The organism is Ralstonia chuxiongensis (assembly GCF_024158925.1).
GTDB lineage: Bacteria > Pseudomonadota > Gammaproteobacteria > Burkholderiales > Burkholderiaceae > Ralstonia > Ralstonia chuxiongensis.
This window is the reverse complement of the sequence record NZ_JAMYWC010000004.1, coordinates 380,565-404,233: the sequence shown is the minus strand read 5'-3', so window position 1 is coordinate 404,233 and position 23,669 is coordinate 380,565. Positions and strand designations below refer to the sequence as shown.

At 65.2% G+C, this 23,669-nt stretch carries 20 protein-coding genes; 12 read left to right on the top strand and 8 right to left on the bottom strand.

The genetic code is table 11. The annotated features are described in order from the left end of the window. The first annotated feature begins 107 nt into the window (after positions 1–107). From NKG59_RS15265 to cobC, 7 genes are read left to right on the top strand one after another with little or no spacing between them, the layout of a single operon-like run. A complete protein-coding gene (locus tag NKG59_RS15265) occupies positions 108–1,988 on the top strand; it encodes a TonB-dependent receptor plug domain-containing protein (RefSeq protein ID WP_253538337.1) in 1,881 nt (626 codons plus the stop codon). Next, entirely contained in the window at positions 1,985–3,004 is a 1,020-nt protein-coding gene (locus NKG59_RS15260) for a FecCD family ABC transporter permease (RefSeq protein ID WP_253538335.1), read from the top strand. The genes NKG59_RS15265 and NKG59_RS15260 overlap by 4 nt, the downstream gene beginning before the upstream one ends. Further along, complete coding sequence (locus tag NKG59_RS15255; protein ID WP_253538333.1) at positions 3,001–3,840, top strand: ABC transporter ATP-binding protein; 840 nt, start codon at positions 3,001–3,003, stop codon at positions 3,838–3,840. Before NKG59_RS15260 ends, NKG59_RS15255 begins: the two co-directional genes overlap by 4 nt. Beyond that, the gene (gene cobO / locus NKG59_RS15250) at positions 3,830–4,450 is read left to right on the top strand and encodes a cob(I)yrinic acid a,c-diamide adenosyltransferase (protein ID WP_253538331.1); all 621 of its coding nucleotides are present in this window, start codon (positions 3,830–3,832) and stop codon (positions 4,448–4,450) included. The genes NKG59_RS15255 and cobO overlap by 11 nt, the downstream gene beginning before the upstream one ends. Next, positions 4,450–5,508 carry a nicotinate-nucleotide--dimethylbenzimidazole phosphoribosyltransferase gene (gene cobT, locus NKG59_RS15245; protein WP_420804033.1) on the top strand — a complete coding sequence of 353 codons (1,059 nt, stop codon included), beginning with the start codon at positions 4,450–4,452 and terminating at the stop codon, positions 5,506–5,508. The genes cobO and cobT overlap by 1 nt, the downstream gene beginning before the upstream one ends. A 2-nt stretch (positions 5,509–5,510) precedes the next feature. Continuing rightward, positions 5,511–6,281: an adenosylcobinamide-GDP ribazoletransferase gene (locus NKG59_RS15240; RefSeq protein ID WP_253538327.1), complete on the top strand. Its 771-nt coding sequence runs from the start codon at positions 5,511–5,513 to the stop codon at positions 6,279–6,281. Then, positions 6,266–6,844, top strand: a complete 579-nt coding sequence (cobC, locus tag NKG59_RS15235; protein ID WP_253538323.1) for an alpha-ribazole phosphatase — start codon at positions 6,266–6,268, stop codon at positions 6,842–6,844. The genes NKG59_RS15240 and cobC overlap by 16 nt, the downstream gene beginning before the upstream one ends. 13 nt (positions 6,845–6,857) lie before the next feature. Here the strand turns inward: cobC and NKG59_RS15230 are convergent, their stop codons facing one another. From NKG59_RS15230 to cobU, 4 genes are read right to left on the bottom strand one after another with little or no spacing between them, the layout of a single operon-like run. Then, a complete protein-coding gene (locus NKG59_RS15230) occupies positions 6,858–7,814 on the bottom strand; it encodes a cobalamin-binding protein (RefSeq protein WP_253538320.1) in 957 nt (318 codons plus the stop codon). A gap of 16 nt (positions 7,815–7,830) precedes the next feature. After that, positions 7,831–8,838, bottom strand: a complete 1,008-nt coding sequence (gene cobD / locus NKG59_RS15225) for a threonine-phosphate decarboxylase CobD (protein WP_253538317.1) — start codon at positions 8,836–8,838, stop codon at positions 7,831–7,833. Next, complete coding sequence (cbiB, locus tag NKG59_RS15220; RefSeq protein ID WP_253538314.1) at positions 8,835–9,815, bottom strand: adenosylcobinamide-phosphate synthase CbiB; 981 nt, start codon at positions 9,813–9,815, stop codon at positions 8,835–8,837. The genes cobD and cbiB overlap by 4 nt, the downstream gene beginning before the upstream one ends. Then, entirely contained in the window at positions 9,812–10,387 is a 576-nt protein-coding gene (cobU, locus tag NKG59_RS15215) for a bifunctional adenosylcobinamide kinase/adenosylcobinamide-phosphate guanylyltransferase (protein ID WP_253538311.1), read from the bottom strand. The genes cbiB and cobU overlap by 4 nt, the downstream gene beginning before the upstream one ends. Positions 10,388–10,448: 61 nt before the next feature. Here cobU and NKG59_RS15210 point away from each other — a divergent pair, with 61 nt between their 5' ends. Continuing rightward, on the top strand, positions 10,449–11,945 hold the full coding sequence (locus tag NKG59_RS15210) for a cobyric acid synthase (protein WP_253538308.1): 1,497 nt from the start codon (positions 10,449–10,451) through the stop codon (positions 11,943–11,945). A gap of 75 nt (positions 11,946–12,020) precedes the next feature. After that, positions 12,021–12,686 (top strand): ParA family protein, encoded by a 666-nt coding sequence (locus NKG59_RS15205; protein ID WP_045202853.1) that lies wholly within the window; start codon positions 12,021–12,023, stop codon positions 12,684–12,686. Between the two features lie 50 nt (positions 12,687–12,736). On the opposite strand, the gene panC is transcribed toward NKG59_RS15205, so the two are convergent. Genes panC through NKG59_RS15190 form a run of 3 tightly spaced genes read right to left on the bottom strand, consistent with a single transcriptional unit; the run spans position 12,737 to position 14,733 of the window. Then, positions 12,737–13,588 (bottom strand): pantoate--beta-alanine ligase, encoded by an 852-nt coding sequence (gene panC, locus NKG59_RS15200; protein WP_045202854.1) that lies wholly within the window; start codon positions 13,586–13,588, stop codon positions 12,737–12,739. Between the two features lie 38 nt (positions 13,589–13,626). Beyond that, complete coding sequence (locus NKG59_RS15195) at positions 13,627–14,508, bottom strand: segregation and condensation protein A (RefSeq protein ID WP_045202855.1); 882 nt, start codon at positions 14,506–14,508, stop codon at positions 13,627–13,629. A 36-nt stretch (positions 14,509–14,544) separates the two neighbouring features. After that, positions 14,545–14,733: a DUF3460 family protein gene (locus NKG59_RS15190; RefSeq protein WP_024975037.1), complete on the bottom strand. Its 189-nt coding sequence runs from the start codon at positions 14,731–14,733 to the stop codon at positions 14,545–14,547. Positions 14,734–14,970: 237 nt separating this feature from the next. Between NKG59_RS15190 and NKG59_RS15185 the strand changes: the two genes are divergently transcribed. The 3 genes from NKG59_RS15185 to NKG59_RS15175 all read left to right on the top strand — a co-directional run bounded on the left by NKG59_RS15185 (position 14,971) and on the right by NKG59_RS15175 (position 21,313). Then, positions 14,971–16,758: an autotransporter assembly complex protein TamA gene (locus NKG59_RS15185; RefSeq protein WP_253538305.1), complete on the top strand. Its 1,788-nt coding sequence runs from the start codon at positions 14,971–14,973 to the stop codon at positions 16,756–16,758. An 8-nt stretch (positions 16,759–16,766) separates the two neighbouring features. After that, positions 16,767–20,675 (top strand): translocation/assembly module TamB domain-containing protein, encoded by a 3,909-nt coding sequence (locus tag NKG59_RS15180; protein ID WP_253538302.1) that lies wholly within the window; start codon positions 16,767–16,769, stop codon positions 20,673–20,675. A gap of 95 nt (positions 20,676–20,770) precedes the next feature. Continuing rightward, complete coding sequence (locus NKG59_RS15175; RefSeq protein WP_253539108.1) at positions 20,771–21,313, top strand: hypothetical protein; 543 nt, start codon at positions 20,771–20,773, stop codon at positions 21,311–21,313. A 119-nt stretch (positions 21,314–21,432) separates the two neighbouring features. Here the strand turns inward: NKG59_RS15175 and metG are convergent, their stop codons facing one another. Beyond that, positions 21,433–23,502 (bottom strand): methionine--tRNA ligase, encoded by a 2,070-nt coding sequence (metG, locus tag NKG59_RS15170; protein WP_253538299.1) that lies wholly within the window; start codon positions 23,500–23,502, stop codon positions 21,433–21,435. Between the last annotated feature and the right edge of the window lie 167 nt (positions 23,503–23,669).

The following is a 23,669-nucleotide window of genomic DNA, read 5'->3' as shown; positions in this document are numbered from 1 at the left end:
GAGGGAACCGCATCGAGATCCTGCTGCCAGCGACCCGCGGGGGAACGGGTCCGGCTGACGCTTCTTGTCTTTTCAACATGAGCTTGACTACAAAGCGGCCACTCCGGATGCCCCGGACGGCCATGCGCGCGCTTGCCAGCGCACTAACGGGGGTCATGGCAGGTGCAGTTGCGCCGGCCTGGGCACAAAGCAATACACCGGCAGCCAGCACGCCAGTGGGTGAACTGAATCCGACCGTGGTGACGGCCTCGCGCAGCGAGCAGCCCCTGTCGGATGCACTGCCGCACACGACGGTCATCAGCCGCGCCGATATCGAGCGCTCGCAGGCGTCGGATGCGGTGACGCTGCTACGCCGCGAGGCCGGCATCGAAATCACACAGAACGGCGGCCCCGGCACCAGCGCCAGTCTTTTCATGCGTGGCGCCAGTTCCAGCCAGACGCTGGTTCTGATTGATGGCGTGCGGGTGAGTTCCGCTACGCTGGGCGCCACGCAGATCGATCAACTGATGGCCGACCAGATCGACCATATCGAGGTCGTGCGCGGCAATGTGTCGGCGCTCTACGGTTCCGACGCGATTGGTGGCGTGGTGCAGATCTTCACGCGCAGCGGCAAGGGGCATGCCCCGTTGGCCAACGCAGAGATTGAGTACGGCGCACGCAACACCAAGCGCGCGCAGGCGGGTATCAACGGCTCGCTGGGCGAGCGCGGCGATACGTCGTTCGCGGTGTCGGTGTCGGAGTTCAAGACCGACGGATTCTCTGCAATCAATCCGCTGCAGGCCAAGAATGCCAACCCGAACGACAACCCCTACACGAACAAGAGCGTGTCGGCGCAGTTGTCGCATCGCTTTTCCGCGGATTGGCAGGCAGGGCTGACGTACTTCCAGACCTGGGGCGATGTCAGTTACGACAGCGGCTTCGGCAGCCCGACCGATATCAATATCGCGCATAACCAGGTGCGGTCGATGTCGGCGTATGTGGACGGCAAGGTGACGCAGGACTGGAAGACGCGCGTGACGCTCTCGCAAGGTGACGATAAAAACCTGAACTTCCTGAACGGCGCGCAGAACGGTCGTTTCAACACGCGCAACCAGCAGGCGAGCTGGCAGAACGATTGGGTGTTCATGCCTGACCAATTGCTGAAGGTCGGCCTGGAACATTCGCAAACCACCATCGACAGTGATGCCTACGACGCGCCCACGCGCAGGGTCGATTCCGGCTACATCGGTTACGAAGGCAAGTTCGGTCCGCACCAGTTGCAGTTGAACGTGCGTCGCGACCGCTACTCGGACTTTGGTGGCGCCAACAGCTATTACGCCGGCTACGGCTTCGCGTTCAACCCGCAATGGAAGGCAGTGGCGAGCGTGAGCAATGCCTTCCGCGCGCCGAGCTTCAACGAGCTTTACTACCCGTTCTTCGGCAGCCCGAACCTGCAGCCCGAGAAAGCGCGCTCGGTGGAAGGCGGCGTGGAATTCAGCAGCACGATCGGCCTGGTGCGCGTAACGGCGTTCGAGACGGACTACAGCAACCTGATCACGGCTGTATGCGACGCAGATTTCAATTGCTCCGCAGCCAACGTCAACCGTGCGCGTGTGAACGGGCTCGAGACGTCGTATCGGGGTTCGATCTATGGCGTGGATCTGCGTGCCAGCTTTACCATGCAGAACCCGCAGGACTTGTCAGCCAACCAGTTGCTGTCGCGCCGTGCACGGCACTTCGGCAGCGTTTCGGCGTACAAGACCTTCGGGCCGTTCTCGGCGGGCGTGGAGTGGAATGCGGCGGGAGACCGCCAGGATTCGACCAAGACGCTCGGCGGCTATGGCCTGCTGAACCTAGTCGGCCGCTACCAGATCACGCCTGACTGGGCAGTGTCGGCACGGGTTGAAAACGTGACGAACAAGAATTACCAGTTGGTCTATCCATACAACACGGCATCGCGTGGGGTGTTCTTCACGCTGTCGTGGCAACAGCACGAACCGAAGCGATGACAACACCTGCACTGCGCGCACGCGGTTTTGCCTGGCGACTGTGGTCGCTGCTGGCGCTCGCGTGCGTGGTGGTGCTGGTGGCGTCATTGATGCTCGGCAGTGTGAAGCTGTCGCCCGCCGAAGTCTGGCGGGCCCTCTTTTTTGGCAATAGCGGTGGCGATGGCCTGGCTGCAGGCATCGTCACCGAATTGCGCTTGCCGCGCGCCGGCGCTGCATTTGCTGCCGGCGGGCTGTTGGCCTTTGCCGGGGCGCTCATGCAGATGCTGCTGCGCAATCCACTGGCCGATCCGTATGTGCTGGGCGTGTCCGGTGGCGGGGCTGTGGCGGCGCTCACGGCGATGTTGTTTTCGCTGCCGTGGTGGGCGGTGCAGACGAGCGCCGGGGCCGGAGCCTTGCTGTCGATGGCGCTGGTGGCGGCGCTGGCGCGTCAGCACCTGTGGCGCGGCGAGCCGGGTGAGGCCAATGCGCGCTTGCTGCTCGGTGGCGTGGTGATGGCCTCCGGCTGGGTCGGCCTGATCACGCTTATCTTGACCGTCGCGCCCGAGAATAAGCTGCGCGGCATGATTTTCTGGATGGTCGGCGACCTCGGTGGCGCCGATCGTTATGCGGGCGCGTTGACGGCGCTCGTGGTGGCGGTCGCCGTGGTGCTGCCGCATGCGCGCGACCTGAATGTGCTGCTGACCGGTGAAACCCGCGCCCGCGCGCTAGGCGTGCCGGTGGCGCGTGTGCGTGCGTTGATCTACGTGGTGGCATCGCTGTGTACAGCAGTGGCGGTCACGATTGCAGGCTCGGTCGCGTTTGTCGGCCTGCTGGTGCCGCACATGGTGCGCCTGGCGTGGACCCGCGACGTGCGCATCCATTTGCCCGCCACGGCGATGGCCGGCGGAGGCCTGCTGATGCTGGCCGACCTGATCGCCCGAACGGTGATTGCCCCAACGCAGTTGCCCGTGGGCGTGATCACCACCCTGCTCGGGGTGCCGACGTTTCTTTACCTGCTGATGCGGAGCACGCGATGAGCTGGTGGCGCCGCCCAAGTCCAGCACCGGACGCATTCGCCCACTTGGACGCAGCGCCCGAACTCGCGCTGCACGATCTGCGGGTGACCATCGATGGGCGCGTGCTGATCGAGCGGTTGTCGATGACGGCCACCGCGGGTCAACTCTGGTGCGTGGTCGGGCCGAACGGCGCGGGCAAGTCGACATGGCTTGCCGTGCTGGCAGGTTTGCGATTGCCGGACGGCGGCAGCGTCATGCTCGACGGTTTGCCGCTTGCCGATTGGCCGGCGCTGGCGATGGCACGCCGTCGCGCGTTTCTGCCGCAGACCTTGCATGACACCTTCCCCATCACCGCGTACGACGCCGTGATGACCGGCCGCCACCCGCACCTCGCGCGCTGGGAGTGGGAGGGCGACGCCGATGCCCGCGCCGTAGATGCAGCGGTGTCTGCGCTGCAGTTGCAGCCGCTGGCACAACGCGATGTGCGCACGCTTTCTGGCGGTGAACGTCAGCGCGTGGCGATGGCTGCCGTGGTGGCGCAAGAGGCGCGTGTGCTGCTGCTCGATGAGCCCGTTGCGCACCTCGATTTGCATCAGCAGGTTGCCGTGCTTCGCCTGCTACGCGAAGGCTGCCGCAAACACGGCTGGCTGGTCGTGCTGACCGTGCACGACTTGAACCTCGCGCGCCGCTTCGCTACGCACGCGCTGCTGATGGACGGCGCCGGGCACACCACGGCCGGCATCGCGGCCGATGTGCTCACGCCCGAGCACTGCGCGCGCGTGCTGCGCACGCCTATTGCTGAGGTGGCCGACGGCCGCCTCACGGCCTTGATTCCTGATGATTCCGATGACGACTGAAGACAACAATGACGCGCTGAACGAGCGCCACCGCTCGCGCATGCAGCGCAAGAAGGCCGTGGTGGATGCCAAGATCGCCGCCGCCACCGACGTGCGCGGCGTGCTGCTCGTCAACACCGGTAACGGCAAGGGCAAATCCAGCTCCGGCTTTGGCATGGTGATCCGCGCCATGGGCCACGACATGCAGGTCGGCGTGGTGCAGTTCATCAAGGGCGCGATCCCGACCGGCGAGGAGCGCTTTCTCCGTCGTTTTCCCGAACAATGCAGCTTTCACGTGATGGGCGAGGGCTACACATGGGAGACGCAGGACCGCACGCGCGACATTGAAAAGGCGCAAACCGCATGGGCTTGCGCACGCGAACTGCTGAACGATCCGACCGTCGGCCTGGTGCTGCTGGATGAACTGAACATTGCGCTCAAGTACAACTACCTTGACGTACAGACCGTGCTGGCCGATTTGCGTGCGCGGCCGCCGGCGCAGCACGTGGTGATTACCGGGCGCGGTGCGCCACCCGAGCTGATTGACGCCGCAGATACCGTGACCGACATGACGCTCGTCAAGCATGCGTTTTCCCAAGGCATCCAGGCGCAGCCGGGAGTCGAACTGTGATGAACCAAGCCATGCACATTCCACCATTTGATGATGCGCTGCGCGCGCGCCTGCAGGCCGCCGTCGACAGCAAGACCAAGCCGCTCGGCGCACTGGGCCGGCTCGAATCGCTGGCCGTGCAGATCGGCCTGATCCAGAACACCGACACACCGCAGCTGACGCGCCCTGCAATGGTGGTCTTTGCCGCAGACCACGGCATCGCCCACGCTGGCGTGAGCGCATACCCGCAAGCGGTGACGGCGCAGATGGTGCTCAACTTCATCGCGGGTGGCGCGGCTGTCAATGTGTTCTGCCACCAGCATGGGTTTGCACTGGAGGTGGTGAACGCCGGCGTTGCTGCACCGTTGTGGACGGCGGATACGCCGGGCCTGGTCGATGCACCTGTCGGCCCCGGCACGCGCAACTTTGCCGACGACGGTGCTGCGCAAGCCGCCATGACCGCCGACGAGCGGAACCGCGCCATGGCACTCGGCGCGCAGCGGGTGGCGCACCATGCGGCGCTCGGCACCAATGTGATTGCGCTGGGCGAAATGGGCATCGCCAACACGGCGTCTGCCGCATGCCTGATGGCGCGGTTATGCGATCTGCCGGTCGCGCAATGCGTTGGCCGCGGCACGGGGCTTGACGATGACGGCCTCGCCCACAAGCGTGCCGTGCTGGAGGCGGCAATGGCCAAGCATGCTGACGTCCGTGAGCCGCTGGACGTGCTTGCGTGCTTCGGTGGCTTCGAGGTCGCGGCGATGGTGGGTGCGGTTCTTGAAGCTGCGCAGCGGCGCATGGTCATCCTCGTCGACGGGTTCATTGCCACGGCCGCAGTGCTGGTGGCGGCGCAGGTGGCGCCCGACGTGCTGCGCTATTGCGTATTCGGGCATGTGTCAGACGAGCGCGGGCATCGCGCGCTGCTGGAGGTGCTCGATGCGCGGCCGCTGCTGTCGCTGTCGTTGCGACTGGGGGAGGGCAGCGGTGCGGTGCTGGCGTATCCGGTGGTCGTGTCAGCGGTGGCGTTCCTGCGCGAGATGGCGACCTTCGCCAGCGCAGGCGTGAGCGAGCGCGCATAGCCATGAACGCCTTGCGCGAACATTGGCAGGCGCTGTGGACAGCGGTCGGGTATTTCACCCGCATCCCTGTGCCGGCGTCGATCGGGTTCTCGCAAGCTGGGTTGAATCGCGCGGCGCGCTACTTTCCGCTGATTGGCTGGTTGGTGGGCGCCGTGGCAGCCGCGGTTTACTGGCTCGTGTCGCGCACGGTGCCCGCGGCCGGTGTGGCGGTGGCCGTGTCGATGGTCGCTACGTTGTTGCTGACCGGCGCGTTTCATGAGGACGGTCTCGCTGATTGCGCAGACGGCTTTGGCGGCGGCTACACGCCGGAAGATCGGCTGCGCATCATGCACGATTCGCGCATCGGCGCGTTCGGGGCGATTGCCGTGTGCATGGCGTTGCTGCTGAAGTGGCAATTGCTGAGCGCGATGGCGCCGCATGGCATCGCCATCCTCGTTGCAATGGTGAGCGCGCATGCCGCAAGCCGTGCGGCGGCCGTCAGCTACCTCCTCACCCACGACTACGTGCGCGCTGAAGGCAAGGCCAAGCCAGTTGCCCAGCGCATGCGATGGAGCGAAGCGTTGTGGGCCGGCGTGTTCGGCATCGCCCCTCTGCTGTGGTTTGGGCCGACATGCGCAGCGCTCGTTGTCGTCGGGTTGATCGTTGCGCGCTGGCTGCTTGGTCGATACTTCGTGCGTCGCATCGGCGGCATCACGGGTGATTGTCTTGGCATGGCGCAGCAGATGTTCGAGCTGCTGATTCTGTGGGGGTTGCTGGCATGGATGTCATCCTGATCCGCCACGCGCGGCCCGCCATGACGGCAGGTCTCTGTTATGGCCGCACCGACCTGGAGCTGGCTTCGCCGATGGACCCCGAACCTTCGGCCATCGTCGAGAAACTCAGCGCCCACACCCCGCATCGCCTGCTGGCGAGTCCATTGCAACGCAGTCGCCTGACAGCCGAAGCCTTAGCGCAAACGGCTCAACTTCCCACGATCGAGATCGATGCGCAATTGATGGAACTCGATTTTGGCGCCTGGGAAGGCAGCCAGTGGGATGACATCCCGCGCGCGGAAATTGACCAGTGGGCGCGTGATCTTGTGCACGGCAATCCGCATGGCGGGGAGTCGGCGGCGGATTTGCTGGCGCGCGTGACGACCTGGGCAGAGGCAACAAGCGCGACGCCGGCGTCTTGCGTGTGGGCGGTGACGCATGCCGGCTGTATGCGTGCACTGGCGTCGCATTGGTTGCAACGGCCGTTGGCCGAGACGCTGCAATGGCCTCTGCAATGGGGGGCGGCCTGCGGCTTTCGCGTGCTGCCCGACGCGTTACCGGTGCTTCTGTTCTGGAACCGCTGACCAGCGGCGCCGTTCAGCGACTCAACCCGTTGGTGGTTTGTGAACCGAGGCGCCGCATGCGGGCTTGTTCCAGGTCTTCGCACAACAGCGTTGCCGCTTCCACCAGGCGTGGTCCGAACCGGTTGATCAGGTCGCCATTGATGGTGAAGAGGTTGCCGCGCTGCACGGCCAGCAATTGCGGCCAGCGCTTCCACGCGTCGAGCGTATCGATCGGGCGGCTGCCTTGCGTGGCACCCATGCTCGCGGTCAGCAACACTTCAGGGTTTGCTGCGATGACGGCCTCGGGCGAAACGGTCGGCACCAGCAAGGGCTCGCTGGCAAACACATTGCGGCCGCCGCAAAGCGCCAGCATGTCAGAGAAGATGTGCTGGCCGTTGAGCGTCATCAGCGGCTGTTCCCATACCTGGTAGAACACCGAAACCGGCGGCCGGCTCGCGTAGCGCTGGCGCAGTGCATCGGCGCGTTGGCGGAATTGCTGGGCCGCATCGTGCGCGCTGGCACGGGTGTCGAGCAGCGTACCAAGTGCCTCGATCGAGCGCGGAATATCGCTCATGCGATGCGGCTCGGAGAAGAACAGCGGAATGCCCAGCGCGCGCAGCCGGTCGATCTGCTTCTGCGCGTTGCCGTGGCGCCAGACCACCACCAGATCGGGTTTGAGGGCGGCGATGCGCTCCAGATCGAGCGAGCGGTTATCGCCCACGTGAGGAATGTCGCGTGCGGGTGGCGGGTAGTCGCTGTAAGCCACGGTGCCGACGATGCGCGCACCGCCGCCGGCCGCGAACAGCAGCTCGGTCGCATGCGGGGCGAGGCTGACGATGCGTTGCGCGGGGCGCTGCAGCGTAACGGTGGCGCCGCTATCGTCCGTGACGGAAATGGTGGCAAATGCCGGTGCGGCTGCGATCGTGAGCGCAAGTGCGAAGAGGCCGCGTGCGCACAGGCGACGGGCAAGACAAGAGAGACGAACGGGCATCAGGGGGGAGGGCAGGTCAAGCGGAGTGCGACAGCGATGCTAGCGCATCGGCAAGGCGTTGCCATCCGGTTTCGTCCGGGGGCAGGCCGAAGCGCAAGCCGCTGATGGGTGCATCGAACAGGCGGGTCCAGATGCCGAGGCGCGCTAGGCCTGCATGCAGCGCTCCCGCATGTGGGGCGTGTGCCCAGGCAAACAGCGGTGTGGCGGCATTCGGCAGGCCGTGGCGATCCAGCAACGCCGAGAGCCGCGCCCCCGCATGCCGCAGTTGGGCGCGCGTTGAAACTTGCCAGGCGGTATCGGCCAGCGCCGCACGCACCACGGCACGGGCCGGACCGTTGACCGTCCAGTGCCCCAGCGCCTCGCGCAGCGCTGACAGCAGCTCAGGCGCCGCCAGCGCGAAGCCGATGCGGGCGCCCGCCAGCCCGTAGAACTTTCCGATCGAGCGCAGCACGACGAGCCCCGGCACGCCAGCCAGGGGCGCCAATGTGGGGCCATCGTCGAACGCTTCGATGAATGCCTCGTCCACGATCAACGACCCGCCGCGCGCATGCAGGCGCGTGTGCCAATCGCGCAGGGTTTCTGCCGGTAGCACGCGCGCCGTCGGGTTGTTCGGGTTGACGACAACCAAGTGCTGCACGTCGTTTGGCAGGTTGCCGAGGAAGGCGGCTTCAGGCAGCGGCACGACGTCGTGGCCGGCACGCGCAAAGGCGGGTGCGTATTCGCTGTAGCCGATCTGCGCGATGCCGGCACGCCCACGCGGCAGCAGGGTCGGCAGCGTGCGGATCGCCGCTTGTGAACCAGCAACCGCCAGCACGGCGCGCGCGTCGATCACGCCGTAGTGCGCGGCGGCCTGCGCTTCGAGGCCATCGTCTTCGGGCAGGCGCAACCAAGCATCGGGTGGAATCGGCGGGATGGGATAGCCGTGCGGGTTGATGCCCGTGGACAGGTCAAGCCAGCCGCCGGCAGGCTCTCCGTACAGCGCGCGTGCGGCCGCGAGATTGCCGCCGTGGACGATGGCGTTCACGCGAGGCCCCACGCCAACGCCGCAATTAAGCCGAGTGCGCCGAGCCACAACCACAACGTGCGCGACACGAGCGTCAATGCCCGCGTGATATCGGCTGCGGCCGCCGTTTCTCCGGTGCCGAGCGAAGGGCGGGCTTCGTCCACGCCTTCGTAGCGTGCTGCGCCACCGAGCTGAACGCGCAGGCTGCCCGCGCCAGCAGCCATCACCGGGCCAGCGTTGGGGCTCGACCATTGCGGGGCTTGCGTGCGCCAGCAGCGCAGCGCATCGGCGGTGTGGCCGAGTAGCGCGTAACTTATTGCCGTGAGTCGCGCGGGAATCCAGTTGAGCACATCGTCGATGCGGGCCGCCGCCCAGCCAAAGCCGGTAAAGCGCGCATTGCGGTAGCCCCACATTGCATCAAGCGTGTTGGCCAGCCGATACAGCATCACGCCCGGCGCGCCTGCCACCACAAGCCAGAACAGCGGCGCGAAGACGGCATCGCTGCCATTCTCCAACGCAGATTCCACGGCGGCGCGCGCGATGGGCTCATCCGCGGCTTGTGTGAGGTCACGCGAGACGATGCGCGAGGCGAGGGCACGTGCGCGGGGCAGATCCGCATCGCGTAGCGCAAGCGCGATCGGCGCGATGTGGTCATGCAGGCTGCGCGCCCCGATGGCGAAATAGAGCGCCACCGCATCAAAGGCTGCCACCAGCCATGGCGACACATCACGCGCCACGACGGCAAGCCATCCCGCCAGGAGTACGAACGGCAGTACGGCGCCCGCCCACGCAACGAGACCGGCGATGCGCGACCATGCGAACGCAGCCGGTGCGCGGTTCATGCAGCGCTCAATCGCGGTGGCGATGCGTCCGAAGCCGACCAGCGGATGCCAGCGCGGCACCTCGCCGAAGAGCCGGTCGAGTAGCACGCCCGCCAGCGTGGCCAGCGTCACGAGCGGCCAGCCAAGATCGAATACGCCGCCAGGAGACACGCTCACGTTGAAGCGCCGAGTGCCGGCCCTTTCACCACCATCGGAATGCCCGCCACCAGCAGATGCACGTTGTCGGCCAGCGCGGCGAGGCGTTGGTTCAGCCGGCCCAGCTCGTCCACGTAGAAACGTGTGACAGCGCCCATCGGCACCACGCCCAAGCCGATCTCGTTGCTCACGAGGATGACCTCGCCGGGCAGCAACGGCAGCGCGGTGAGTAGCGCATCGATCTCGGCTGTCCAGGCTTTGGGTGGCGTGACGAGGCCTGTTTCGGGGTATTCGTGGTGCTCTGAGAAGAGCAGATTGTTGAGCCACAGCGTCATGCAATCGACCAGCACGCAGCCACCGTGCTGCGCGTGTGTGTAGAGCGCTTCGGCCAAGTGCAACGGTTCTTCGACCAGCGCCCACTCAGCTGGGCGGCGCGCGCGGTGCATGGCCACGCGCAATTGCATTTCTTCATCGCCCTCGCCGGCGGTGGCGACGTACGTGACGGGCCCCGCGCATTGCAGCGCGAGTTGTTCGGCGTGATGGCTTTTGCCCGAACGGGCACCACCGAGGACGAGGGTGAGGCGGCGTGACATTCCAGCATTTTAGCGAGGGCGCGGCGGCAAGGCACAACAAGGTGGGTGCGATAATCCGCGCATGTCGAAAGCTCCATTTTCTGTGCCGCCGGCCCCGCTTCGGGGCACGTTGATGATCCAGGGCACCACGTCCGACGCTGGCAAGAGCACGCTGGTCGCCGGCCTGTGCCGCGTTGCGCATCGCGCCGGTGTGCGCGTGGCGCCCTTCAAGCCGCAGAACATGGCGCTCAATAGCGCTGTCACCGCAGACGGTGGCGAGATCGGCCGCGCCCAGGCGTTGCAGGCGCAGGCAGCGGGCGTCACCCCCACGGTCGACATGAACCCCGTGCTGCTCAAGCCCAACAGCGACACGGGCGCGCAGATCATCATCCACGGGCAGCCGCGCTGTGATCTCGATGCCCGCGCGTATCACGACTACAAGCCCACCGCCTTGGCCGCCGTGCTCGAATCGCACACGCGGCTGCGCGCGCAGTACGATCTCGTGCTCGTGGAGGGCGCTGGCAGCCCGGCGGAGGTCAACCTGCGCGATCGCGATATCGCCAACATGGGTTTTGCCGAAGCCGTCGATTGCCCCGTCGTGCTCGTCGCCGACATCGATCGCGGTGGCGTGTTCGCGCACCTTGTTGGCACGCTGGCCTGCTTGTCTGACAGCGAACGTGCGCGCGTGGGCGGGTTCATCATCAACCGGTTTCGCGGCGATATTTCTCTGCTCACGCCCGGGCTCGACTGGCTGGCCGCGCAGACGGGCAAGCCGGTATTGGGTGTGCTGCCGTATCTGCACGGGCTGCACCTCGACGCAGAAGACGCGGTGCAGACCGTGCAGCGCGCAGCCTCAGCCGATGCGCTACGCGTCGTCATTCCGGTGTTGCCGCGTGTGTCCAACCACACCGATTTCGACGCGCTGCGCGCGCACCCGCAAGTGGACGTTCGACTGGTCGGCCCCGGCCAGCCGATTCCGCCCGCCGACCTCATCATCCTGCCCGGCAGCAAGAGCGTGCAGGCCGATCTTGCCTGGTTGCGCGCCAACGGTTGGGAAGCGGCCGTCGCGCGGCATCTGCGCTATGGCGGCAAGCTGATCGGCATCTGCGGCGGCATGCAGATGCTGGGGCGGCGCTTGCATGATCCGCACGGCCTGGAAGGCGCAGCTGGCAGCGTCGAGGGTTTCGGCTATCTCGATTTCGAGACCACGCTGGAGGCCGCCAAGCAGTTGCGTCAGGTGCGCGGCACTCTGGCGGAAAGCGGTGCGGCCATCGCCGGCTACGAAATCCACATGGGCGTGACCGAGGGCGCGGCGCTCGCGTGCCCCGCCGTGCAACTCGACGATGGCCGCGCAGATGGCGCGATCTCCGCCGACGGGCAAATCCTCGCGACTTATCTGCACGGCTTGTTCGACGCGCCCGGGGCGTGCCGCGCGTTGCTTGCCTGGGCCGGTGTGCGCGATGCGCAGGCGCAGGACTACGCCGCATTGCGTGAGGCATCGCTCGAACGTCTTGCCGACACGTGCGAAGCGCATCTGGATCTCGCGACGCTCTTCCGAACGCTGCCACGTGCAGGCTGAGCCATAATTACCGGATGGACAGATCCGCTGGGTGACTAACTCGGCACATGATTCGACGAGCGCAAGGAGGCAGGCATGCCGGTGGCCGTTGTAGCGAATCCGAAGGGCGGAGTGGGCAAAAGCACGCTGGCCACTAATCTGGCCGGCTACTTTGCGGCGCGGGATCACGCCGTGATGCTGGGCGACACCGATCGCCAGCAGTCCTCACGCGAGTGGCTCGCCTTGCGCCCCGAAACCGCCAAGCCCATCCGCACGTGGGAAATCAACGCTGATCACATCGCCAAGCCGCCCAAGGGTACGACGCACGTGGTGCTCGATACGCCGGCGGGCCTCCATGGCTGGCGGCTGGGGGATCTCGTCAAGATGTCCGGCTACGTGATCGTGCCGCTGCAGCCTTCCATGTTCGACATCCTTGCCACGCAAGCCTTCCTGCGCAAACTTGCCGATGAAAAACCGGTGCGCCATGGCGAGGTCAAGCTGGGCGTGGTCGGCATGCGCGTCGATATGCGCACGCGTGCTGCTGAACAGCTCCAGCGTTTCGTGCAAGGGCTGGAAGTGCCAATCCTCGGCTACCTGCGCGATACCCAGAATTACGTGCAATTGGCCGCGCACGGCCTGACGCTGTGGGACGTGGCGCCCTCGCGCGTGGCCAAGGATGTGGAGCAGTGGAGCGGCATTCTCGATTGGCTGGGTGAATCGCCTCCACAGGCCCACGTGGCCGACTCTTCTGCGGCGGCATGAAAAAAAGCCCGGTAATTGCCGGGCTTTTTTGTGGGGCGAGGCTGCGTCGCTCAGATTTCGAGGTTGTCGATCAGGCGCGTCTTGCCGAGCTTCGCGGCGGTCAGCACGACCAGCGGCTCGCCGGCAGCGATGTTCTCGGGTGTCGGTTTCTGCAGGTCGGAACGGCGGCGCACGGCCACGTAGTCGGGCTGCCAGCCGCGGCCACGCAGATATTCCATCGCCTTGGTGGTCACCTCTTCGTGCGAAGCTTGGCCTTGCAGCACGGTTTCCAGCACGTCCTGACGCACTTGGTGCAGCGTGCGGTACAACTCGGGCGCTTCGGCGCGCTCTTCGTTAGTCAGGTAGACGTTGCGCGACGACAGCGCCAGACCGTCATCCGCGCGTACCGTTTCGGCGGGGATGATGTCCACCGGCAGCGCAAACTGATGCGCCATGCGGCGCACGATCATCAGTTGCTGGTAATCCTTCTTGCCGAACACGGCCACGCGCGGTTGCACGCAGCAGAACAGCTTCATCACCACCGTGCAGACACCCTTGAAGAAGCCGGGGCGGAATTCGCCCTCGAGCGTGTCGCCCAGGTCGTGTGGTGGGTCGACGCGGTATTCCTGCGGCTCTGGGTACATGTCGCGCTCGGTGGGCGCAAACAGCACGTACACGCCTTCCTTTTGCAGTTTCTCGATGTCGTCCTGCAGCGTGCGCGGGTATTTGTCGAAATCTTCGTTCGGACCGAATTGCAGACGGTTCACGAAAATGGATGCCACCACCGGGTCGCCGTGCTGGCGCGCCAGTCGCATCAGGCTCAGGTGGCCTTCATGCAGGTTGCCCATGGTCGGCACGAAGGCGACGCGGTTCTGGCCGCGCAACTGGTCGCGCAATTCCTGGATCGACGAGATGACTTTCATAGTTGTTGTGTGATGCGGCCCGGGTCAGGTCGGACGAATTACGTCGGAGAATAGGCGAGGCGCACGTAAATCGGCGCGTACGGTTCGGCCTGCGTGATTTCGAGCAGCGATTCGCGCGAAAGCTCGAGCATGGCGACAAAGTTGACGACCACGACGGGTGCGCCCTTGCCGGACTGGATCGCTTCTTCGAACAGCTCGGTGAACTCCATGAACCGCGCGTGCTGCAGGCGGCGCAGGATCTGGCTCATGTGCTCGCGCACGGACAGCTCTTCGCGCGAGATTTTGTGATGCTGCGTGAGCTTGGCCCGGCGCAGCACGTCGGCCCAGGCGACACGCAGGTCGTCGGAATTGACGTCGGGATAGCGCGGCGCGAGGCTCTGCTCGATATAGACCTGCGCGCGCAGGAAATCGCGGCCAAGTTGCGGCACGGTGTCGAGCTTCTGCGCGGCGAGCTTCATTTGCTCGTACTCGAGCAGGCGGCGCACCAGTTCGGCGCGCGGGTCTTCGGGCTCAGCGCCTTCGTCGGTCTTCCTGACCGGCAGCAGCATGCGCGACTTGATCTCGATGAGCATGGCTGCCATCAGCAGGTATTCAGCAGCCAGCTCAAGGTTGGTCGTGCGGATCTGCTCGATGTACGCCAGATATTGCCGCGTGACCTGCGCCAGCGGAATGTCCAGCACATTGAAGTTCTGGCGGCGGATCAGGTACAGCAGCAAGTCCAGCGGCCCTTCAAACGCTTCGAGAAAAACCTCGAGCGCATCGGGCGGGATGTAGAGATCCTGCGGGAGCTTGAACAGCGGCTCGCCGTAGAGCCGCGCAAAGGCGAGGCCGTCGACCTGCGCGGGCGTGGAGTCCTGATCGGGCGCCACGCTGGGCAGCTCGACGGGCAGTGGCAGCTTGTCCTGCGCGGAAGTGGTCATGCGGCGGTGAGCCAGGCGGGCCGAGGGGGCGGCCGATCAGTCCAGCGAGTAGACGTACGGCTTTTGCGGCACGCGTGCAGACTTGGCGCGGGCGCGCTCTTCCAGGTCGATCGGGTCCTTATCCCACAGCAGGGACCGGCCTTGGCGCTGCTGCGCTTCCAGGTCGGGCTTCTGGGTCTTGAGTTCTTCCAGGAACTGGGTGATCTCGGACTTGTACAGGGCCATGGCGGTATGTGATGTTGGGTGATCTTGCCCGCGCGGGAAGGTCTCGGGCGGAAAACCGGCGCATTTTACCGTATTGGCCGTCCTAACGGCCTTGGGCACGGCACGTGCGAAACCCTTCCGGCCGATCCGGAAGGCCGCATTCGTTGCATTTGCCTGGGCACCCGCCGGGCCCGGTATGGTCAAATACGCCTTTCCTTCGATTCAGCCGGCCCGTGGGGCGGCGCCACGCTTGCCACGATGACCGGCTCCAATCGACCATCGCGACCGTCACGACCACCACGCTTTCGTTTCCTGGGTTTGCCCGCCGCCGCGCTGGCGGCCGGCTTTGTGCTGTCCCTCGCCTGCGCCCCGGCGCACGCTGAATACGACGTCAAGATCGATGCGCCGAAGTCCATTCGCGACTTGCTGGAGCGCCATCTGGACCTGTCGCGCTACAAAGACCGCAAGGACATCACTGACGACCAGCTCCAGTACATGGTCGAGACCATTGGCGATCAGGTCACCAAGCTGACGGCCACCGAGGGCTATTTCGTGCCGAAGGCGACCGCGAAGCTGGACGGCCCGCCGGACCACCGCGTGGTCAACGTGAAGGTCGAGCCCGGCCCGCGTACCACCATCGACACCGTGGCGCTCGACTTTACCGGGGCCATCACGCAAGACGCCAAGCGCATCGACGAGTTGAAAAAGGCGTGGAGCCTGCAGCACGGCATGGCCTTCCGTCAGTCGGGCTGGGACAAGGCCAAGGACGACGGTCTGGCCGCGCTGCAGAGCAAACGTTATTACGCGGCCAAGCAGACGTCATCGCAGGCGCGTGTCGATCCGGACGAAAACAAGGCAGACCTGTCGGTGGGCTATGACAGCGGTCCGGCTTACACGTTGGGGCCGCTGGAGGTGCAGGGCTTGTCGCGTTACCCCCTTAGCATCATCAACCACGTCAACTCGCTGCGCGTGGGTGAGGATTACTCTGCTGATCGACTGCAATCGTTGCAGGCCGCCATCCAAGGGCAGCCGTATTTTTCCAATGCCATCGTTGACTTGGGCGACGATCCGAAAAACCCGGTCAACGCGCCGGTGCGCGTGCGCGTGCGGGAGTACCCGCCCAACCGCATCACCAGCGGTGTGGGTTACGGCACGGACACGGGCGCCTCGGTGGAAGGGCGCTATCAATATCTGAACCTGTTCAGCAAGGCATGGGTGCTCGATACGCAGGCCCGCATCGAACAGCGCCGTCAGTACTTGTTTGCCGGCGTGACCGTGCCGCCCGACGACAAGCAATACGTCAATAGCTTCTACACCAGCATGGACCGCACCGATACCTCGGGCACCGACACGCGCAGCTATCGTTCCGGCTTCAAGCAGACGCGTGTGCGCGGCATCTATGAGACGTCGTTCACCGTTGATTTCTACTACGACGACCTGCGGCCCGACGGCGCCGAGCGTCAGTTGAGCAAGGCGCTCGTCCCGGGTTTCGCGTGGACGCGCCGCGACGTGGACGACCCGCTGTTCCCGCGCCGCGGCAACATCATCACCACGCAGATCGGCGCGGCAGTGAAAGGCGTGTTGACGGACCAATCGTTCGTGCGGTCGTACAGCCGTATCCGCCAGTTCGTGCCGGTGGGGCAGCGCGATATCTTCGTCGCGCGCGGTGAGTTGGGCGCGGTCATCACCGCTGGTTCCGGCGACGGCGTGCCGGCCACGCTGCGCTTCCGCACGGGCGGCACACAGTCGGTGCGCGGCTACGACTTCCAGAGCATCGGTAACGACGTCAACGGCAGCACGTTGCCGGCCAAGTTCCTCGTCACCGGCGGGCTGGAGTATCAACGCTGGTTCCTGCCGCAATGGGGCGCCGCCGTGTTCTGGGATACCGGCACCGCCACCGACAACTGGTCGGAGCGTCGCTGGTTCAACGGTGTGGGTGTCGGCGTACGTTGGAAGAGCCCCGTGGGGCCGATCCAGCTCGACATGGCCTACGGCATCCAGCAGAAGCAGTTCCGGCCGAGCGTGTCGCTGGGCATCGCGTTCTGAATATGACGATGACCGATCCGCAAACGCCTGGACCCGAGCAACCCGAAGCACCGCGCCCCGAGCGTCCAAAGCGCGGTTGGGGCCGCCGCATGCTGCGCTGGTTCGGCGTGTTCATCGCCCTTCTGTTAGCGATCGTGCTGGCACTCGCCGGTTGGCTGGTTTGGGCCATCCATTCGCAATCGGGCACGGCACAGTTGTGGTCACTCGCTACGCGCTTTGGCAACGCTTATGTGTCGGGCAAGCTGGAGGGCGGCACGGTGCGCGAGGGCGTGTCGCTGCGCGATCTGCACGTGCGCGCGGGCAGCACGGAAGTGCGCATCGACCATGTGGAAGGCCGCTGGGCCATCACGCGTGGTCCGTGGCATGCGCATTTCGCGTATCTGCGTGCCGGCAATGTCGAGGTGATCCTGCACCCGACACCGCCCACAGCGCCGAGTGGCCCGCCCAATTCGCTGGTGCTGCCGCTGGCGCTGGATGTGGATCGCCTTGCAGTCGATCGCCTTGCCATCCGGCAGGGCACGTCGACCACCGAACTGAAGTCAATTGCCGGCAGCCTGCATACCGACGGCATGCATCACAACGTGCTCCTCGACGGTATGGAGACGCCCGCCGGCAAGCTCGCGGCCACGCTGCGCATGACCGGCACGAGGCCGTATCCGCTCACCGGGGCCGCGACGCTGGCCACTCAATTCGAGGTCAACGGGCAGAAGCAGGATGCGTCAGTGTCGGCGCAACTGTCGGGTTCGCTGGAAGCGTTGCATATCGAGGCGACCGGCACCGGCGCGAAGCTGACCGCGCAGGCGCTGATTGACGCCACGCCGTTCGGCGCGTTGCCTCTGTCGCGCGCTGTCGTATCGGCGGAGCATGTGGACCCGCGTGCGTTTGCGCCGGGCGCGCCGGAAGCATCGCTGTCGATCCACGCGGATCTGCGCCCAGATGAGAAGGCGAAGACGCTGACGGTGGCGGGCCCCATCCAGATCGACAACGCGCAGCCCGGCACGCTCGACAAACAGAAGCTGCCGCTGCAATCGCTGCGTGCACAGGTGCGGCTAAACGAAAACGATCAGCAACTCACCGGGCTGGATGTGCGCCTGCTGGGCGGCGCGGTGCTCACGGGTGGCGCCGATGTGCGGAAGGGGCATGGCGCCTTGCGCGTGGATGTGCGCCAGCTCGATCTGCAGGCGCTGCACGCATCGCTGGAGAAGACGAAGCTTGCTGGCCCCATCACCGTGGATTTTGCAGGCCGCACCCAACGTGTGGCGCTTGATCTGGCGGGTGGCGACATGCGCGCGCAAGCGAAAGCCGTGCTGGATGCGGCGCAGGTTGCGGTGGAGAGCGCACAGGTGTCGCTGGGGCGCTCGCGGCTGACGCTGGCGGGCACGCTCAAGCACGACGATGCGCAGTCTTTCGCCTTCAAGGGCAACTTGGCGGAGTTCGATCCGTCGCGGCTGGCCAAGGTGGCCAAGGGCCGTATCAATGCCGAGTTCGACGCACGCGGCACGCTCGGTGAGCCGATTGACGCCGCCGTCAAGTTTGCCGTGCGCGATAGCGATTACGCTGGCTTGCCGATGACCGGCGAGGGCAATGTCCACGTGCGTGGCGAACGCCTGCTGTCCAGCGACGCCAAGCTCGACGTGGCCGGCAACAAAGCCAGCCTGCGGGGCAGCTTTGGCGGGGCAGGCGACCGCATGCATGTCGAAGTCGATGCGCCGCAGCTCGCACGCCTGCAGCTTGGGGTGAGCGGCGCGCTGACCTTATCCGGCGATGTCTCCGGCACGATCAAGCGCCCGCAGGTGGATGCCACGTTCCGCGCCAATCAGCTTGCCTATCAAGGGAACAAGATCGACACCGCCAAGGGCCGTGCGCAGATCCGCGACGGGATCGACGGGCCATTGCTGTTCGAGCTGACCGCGCAGCGCGTGACGGGTCCGAGCCTGTCGTTACGAGAAGTGCATGCCACGCTGGATGGCACGCGACGCGCCCACCGCTTCCGCGCCGACGCCGACGGCAACGTACGCAACCAGCCGTTCAAGTTCGCGCTCGCAGGCGCCGGTGCGCTCACCCCCGGCAAGGACGGTGATGGTTGGGACGGCACGATCTCCACGCTGTCGGCGCAGGGCGCGCCCAACCTGCAGCTCACGGCTCCTGTGAAGCTATCGGTGGCACCAGGCCGCCTGATGATGGGTCGTGCAGACCTGACACTGGACCAGACGCCCATCCACATCGAGCGTGTCGAATCGACCCAGGGCCACGTGCGCAGCGCCGGTCGCTTCGATGGCTTGCAGATTGCGCGGGTGCTGGAGCTTGTGCGCACCTGGACGGGCCAGGCTCCGCCGGTACGCACGGATCTCGTCGTCGACGGCCAGTGGGATCTGGATCTCGGCAGCACGGCCACCGGCACGGCGCGCATCGCCCGGCGCAGCGGCGATCTGTCGATCAACGCCGGCCGTGGTTTCACGCCGCTGGGCCTGACCGAAGCGACCGTGGAAGCGCGCGGCGAAGGCATGCGCCTCGGGCTGCGCGGGAATGTGCAATCAACGCGGGTCGGCAACCTTTACCTCGACGCAGGTGTCGGGCTTGTGCGTGATCCCGGACCGGGCACCTTGGCGCTCATGGCGCCCTCGTCGCCGCTTTCCGGCGGTTTGACGATCAGCCTGCCGCATCTCAAGAGCATTGGAGATCTGCTTGGGCCCGACGTCGCAACGGACGGGCAGCTTGCAGCCAGCCTGACATTTGCCGGTACGGTGGGTGCGCCCAAGGTGAGCGGCTTCCTGACGGGCCAGGACGTTGACGTGGCGCTGTACGACCAGGGCATCCGCCTGACCAAGGGCGTGGTGCGCGTGGCGCTCGACCAGAACGTGGTCGACCTGCAAGAGGTGGTGTTCCATGGCGGCGACGGCACCGTGCGAGCGCAGGGCCGCGTGCAGCTTGGCGAGGCGAATCCGAACCTGGCAGGCTCCATCGTTGCCGACAAGCTGCAACTCTTTGCCGATCCGGATCGCACGCTGGTGCTGTCGGGCCAGGCGCGTATCGCCAACGACAACGACCGCGTGGCCATCACCGGTAAGTTCAAGGTCGACCGCGGCCTGTTTGATTTGCCAAAGGACGGCGCGCCGTCGCTCGGCGACGACGTGGTCATCGTCCGCCGTGCCGATGCCGCCCGCAACCAGGCCGAACGCGGCGTCAAGCGGGAAGAGAAGCCGGCTGGCCGCTTCAGCCCGGTGGTGGATGTCGATGTCGATTTTGGCGACAACTTCCGCTTCAAGGGTGCCGGTGCAGACCTCTCACTGGGCGGCCAGATGCACGTGCACAGCGAACCGCTTGTGCCCCTGCGCGGCACCGGCACGATCTACGTGCGCGAGGGCAGCACGTACGAAGCGTTCGGCCGCAAGCTGGCCATCGAACAGGGCGTGCTGAACTTCGTGGGGCCGATCAACAACCCGTCGTTCAACATCACCGCAATGCGGCGTAACCAGGAAGTCGAAGCCGGCGTGCAGGTGACGGGCACGGTGCGCCAGCCGCGCGTCAAGCTCGTCTCCGAGCCCAACGTGCCCGATGAAGACAAGCTCTCCTGGCTGATGTTCGGCTACAGCGCATCAAACGCTGGCCTGGGCCAGCAGCAGGCGATGTCCGGCGCGGCACTCGGCCTGCTGGGCAACGTGGCCGGCAAGAACGTGGCGCGGCGCTTCGGGCTTGACGAGTTCTCGATCGGGCCGTCCACCGCTGGCTTGACCGATCCGCAGGTGGTGAGCCTGGGCAAGGCAATCTCGGAGCGCATCACCGTTGGCTACGAGCAGAGTCTGTCGACGGCCGATTCCATCGTCAAACTGACGTGGCAGTTTTCGCGGCGGTGGTCGGTGGTGGCACGCGGCGGCACGATCAACGGTGCGTCGGTGCTGTTCAACAAGCGTTGGTAATCGGTTGGCCCCGCTGCCAGAATGGCGGCGGGTACATGTTTCGCACGAGGAGTTCCATGCCGCATCTTCGTCAATTCGCACAAGTGGGAGTCACCATGGGCGTTCTGGCTTCATTGCTGGGGCTGTTCGGCTGTGATCAGCAGAAGGTCGACCAGGCCGTGGATCGCGTGGGCGATGCCGCCAAACGAGCATGGCAATCGGCTAAGCCCGACAACCTGCTGTTCAAGGGCATCGTGGCGGGGCAATCCACCGAAGACGATGTCAGGGCCACTGCCGGCCAGCCCGAGATGATCTGGGAGAACGAAGGCGGCACGCGGCAGCTTGAGTATCCGCGCGGGCCGGAAGGGACTTCAACGTGGATGGTGACGATCGGGCCCGACGGGCACGTGCAGAAGATCGAGCAGGTGCTGACTGCCGAGAATTTTGGGCGCGTGCGGGTGGGGCAGACCAAAGATGACATCCGCCGGATGCTGGGCAAGCCGGGGAAGGTTGAGGTGTTTAAGCTGAAGCAGGAAGAGGTTTGGGGGTACCGGTGGATGGAAAGTGCTACCGAGCGGGCTTTCTTCAATGTGCACTTCGGGCCGGATGGGAAGGTGACTACGACCTCGCGGAGTGATGATCGGTTGAATGGGGCGTAGCTGATTGCGGCTTGGGCCTTTGCCGTGAGGATGTTCTTGTGGTGCATCCCTTGTTTCAGCCCCGGCAGGGAACGAAAGGGGAGTGGACCACCAAGGCCCATCCTCCCCCTCAAACTAAATCAACGCACCCGCATCCCCGGCACCGCCCCAGAATGCGGCTCAAGAATATAAAGCCCCGGCTGAGCCTTCTCATCAGCCGCCGAAGCCGCCAACACCATCCCTTCCGACATCCCGAACTTCATCTTGCGCGGTGCGAGGTTGGCAACCATCACGGTCAGCTTGCCCACGAGATCTTCCGGCGCATACGCCGACTGGATGCCAGAAAACACATTCCGCGTCTGCCCTTCACCCACATCTAGCGTGAGCTGCAGCAGCTTGTTCGATCCTTCCACGCGCTGGCAGGCGACGATCTTGGCCACACGCAAGTCGATCTTGGCGAAGTCGTCGATGGTGATGGTCTCGGCCATCGGCTCAATGACGGCAGCTCCGTTGGCGGCAGCAGCCGGTGCATCGGCAGTGGCTTGCAGCGACTGACGATTCGCTTCCACCAGCGCATCCACCTGCTTCTTGTCCACGCGCGTCATCAGATGCGAGTACGGCTGGATCGGCTTGGCCGACGACAGTTGCGAATCGATCGAGCGCCACGTCAGCGGCTCAACGTTGAGGAACGCTTCGATGCGCTCAACCGTGGTCGGCAGAATCGGCTTGAGGTACACGGCCAGCAGGCGGAACGCTTCCAGCGCAACCGAGCACGCGGCATGCAGCTTTTCGCGGTTGGCTTCGTCCTTGGCGAGGTCCCACGGCTTTTCCGTGTCGACGAACGCATTGACGGCGTCGGCCAGCTCCATCACGGCACGCAGCGCCTTGCTGTACTCGCGCTTTTCATACAGATCGGCGATTTGCGGGGCCGCTTCGCGCAGTTGCACCATCAGCGGGTGGCCCAGCGCGGCATCGCTCACGCGACCTTCGAAGCGCTTGACCAGGAAGCCCGCCGAGCGGCTCGCGATGTTGACGAACTTGCCTACCAGATCGCTGTTCACACGGGCGATGAAATCGTCCAGGTTCAGGTCCAGGTCTTCCATCGTCGCGTTTAGCTTTGCGGCGAAGTAGTAGCGCAGCCATTCCGGGTTCAGGCCGGTGTCGATGTAGCTCTGTGCGGTGATGAACGTGCCGCGTGACTTGCTCATCTTGGCGCCGTCCACGGTCAGGAAGCCGTGCGCGAACACGTTGGTCGGCGTGCGGTGGCCCGAGAACTTGAGCATTGCTGGCCAGAACAGCGTGTGGAAATACAGGATGTCCTTGCCGATAAAGTGGTACTGCTCGGTGGTCGAGTGCTCTGCGATCCAGGAATCGAAATCGATGCCGCGCTTGGCGCACAGGTTCTTGAAGCTGGCGTAGTAGCCGACCGGCGCATCCAGCCACACATAGAAGTATTTGCCCGGCGCGCCCGGAATCTCGAAGCCGAAGTACGGCGCATCACGCGAGATGTCCCAGTCCGACAGCTTGGCCTCGCCTTCGTCGCCGAGCCATTCGCGCATCTTGTTGGTCGCTTCAGGCTGGGCCAGATCAGCCACCCATTCGCGCAGGAAATTTTCGCAGCGCGGGTCGGAGAGCTTGAAGAAATAGTGCTCGGAGGACTTGCGCACCGGTGTCGCGCCTGACACCACGGAATACGGATTCCTCAGGTCGGTCGGCTGGTACGTCGCGCCGCAGACTTCGCAGGAGTCGCCGTACTGGTCTTTCGCGCCGCACTTGGGGCATTCGCCCTTGATGAAGCGGTCCGGCAGGAACATCTCCTTGACCGGGTCATAGAACTGCTCGACCTCGCGCACATCGATCAGGCCGGCTTCCTTGAGCTTGAGGTAGACGCTCTGGCACAGCTCCTTGTTTTCATCGGAGTCGGTGCTGTAGTAGTTGTCGAATGAGACGAGGAAGTTGTCGAAGTCGCGTTTATGTTCCGTCCAGACGCGTTCGATGAGCTGGCGCGGGGTCAGGCCTTCCTTCTCGGCGCGCAGCATGACGGGCGTGCCGTGTGTGTCGTCGGCACCCACGTAGTAGGTCTCATGCCCGCGCATGCGTTGGAAACGCACCCAGATATCGGTCTGGATGTACTCGACCAGGTGGCCGATGTGAATCGGTCCGTTTGCGTAGGGCAGGGCGGAAGTGACGAGGATGCGACGTTCGGACATGAGCGAGCCAGAAAAGTGCGGGCAGGCCGCGAACAGGGCGCGGCGCGCGGAGAAACGCATATTTTAGCGCGCCCGACGGCGTCGAGCCCGTCAGAGAGGAATCTGCGGAATCGCGGGGTGTGATCGTGGGGTTGGCCCATGCGTCACGATGTCGCGCAGGGTGTGAC

What these genes read in the sequence shown, in the direction of transcription:
- NKG59_RS15255 (WP_253538333.1), top strand. Translation starts at nt 3,001, where the DNA reads ATGAGCTGGTGGCGCCGCCCAAGTCCAGCACCGGACGCATTCGCCCAC.
- NKG59_RS15230 (WP_253538320.1), bottom strand. Translation starts at nt 7,814, where the DNA reads ATGCCCGTTCGTCTCTCTTGTCTTGCCCGTCGCCTGTGCGCACGCGGC.
- NKG59_RS15265 (WP_253538337.1), top strand. Translation starts at nt 108, where the DNA reads ATGCCCCGGACGGCCATGCGCGCGCTTGCCAGCGCACTAACGGGGGTC.
- metG (WP_253538299.1), bottom strand. Translation starts at nt 23,502, where the DNA reads ATGTCCGAACGTCGCATCCTCGTCACTTCCGCCCTGCCCTACGCAAAC.
- NKG59_RS15205 (WP_045202853.1), top strand. Translation starts at nt 12,021, where the DNA reads ATGCCGGTGGCCGTTGTAGCGAATCCGAAGGGCGGAGTGGGCAAAAGC.
- cobU (WP_253538311.1), bottom strand. Translation starts at nt 10,387, where the DNA reads ATGTCACGCCGCCTCACCCTCGTCCTCGGTGGTGCCCGTTCGGGCAAA.
- NKG59_RS15240 (WP_253538327.1), top strand. Translation starts at nt 5,511, where the DNA reads ATGAACGCCTTGCGCGAACATTGGCAGGCGCTGTGGACAGCGGTCGGG.
- NKG59_RS15260 (WP_253538335.1), top strand. Translation starts at nt 1,985, where the DNA reads ATGACAACACCTGCACTGCGCGCACGCGGTTTTGCCTGGCGACTGTGG.
- NKG59_RS15210 (WP_253538308.1), top strand. Translation starts at nt 10,449, where the DNA reads ATGTCGAAAGCTCCATTTTCTGTGCCGCCGGCCCCGCTTCGGGGCACG.
- NKG59_RS15195 (WP_045202855.1), bottom strand. Translation starts at nt 14,508, where the DNA reads ATGACCACTTCCGCGCAGGACAAGCTGCCACTGCCCGTCGAGCTGCCC.
- cobC (WP_253538323.1), top strand. Translation starts at nt 6,266, where the DNA reads ATGGATGTCATCCTGATCCGCCACGCGCGGCCCGCCATGACGGCAGGT.
- cobO (WP_253538331.1), top strand. Translation starts at nt 3,830, where the DNA reads ATGACGACTGAAGACAACAATGACGCGCTGAACGAGCGCCACCGCTCG.
- cobT (WP_420804033.1), top strand. Translation starts at nt 4,450, where the DNA reads ATGAACCAAGCCATGCACATTCCACCATTTGATGATGCGCTGCGCGCG.
- NKG59_RS15175 (WP_253539108.1), top strand. Translation starts at nt 20,771, where the DNA reads ATGGGCGTTCTGGCTTCATTGCTGGGGCTGTTCGGCTGTGATCAGCAG.
- NKG59_RS15180 (WP_253538302.1), top strand. Translation starts at nt 16,767, where the DNA reads ATGACCGATCCGCAAACGCCTGGACCCGAGCAACCCGAAGCACCGCGC.
- NKG59_RS15185 (WP_253538305.1), top strand. Translation starts at nt 14,971, where the DNA reads ATGACCGGCTCCAATCGACCATCGCGACCGTCACGACCACCACGCTTT.
- panC (WP_045202854.1), bottom strand. Translation starts at nt 13,588, where the DNA reads ATGAAAGTCATCTCGTCGATCCAGGAATTGCGCGACCAGTTGCGCGGC.
- NKG59_RS15190 (WP_024975037.1), bottom strand. Translation starts at nt 14,733, where the DNA reads ATGGCCCTGTACAAGTCCGAGATCACCCAGTTCCTGGAAGAACTCAAG.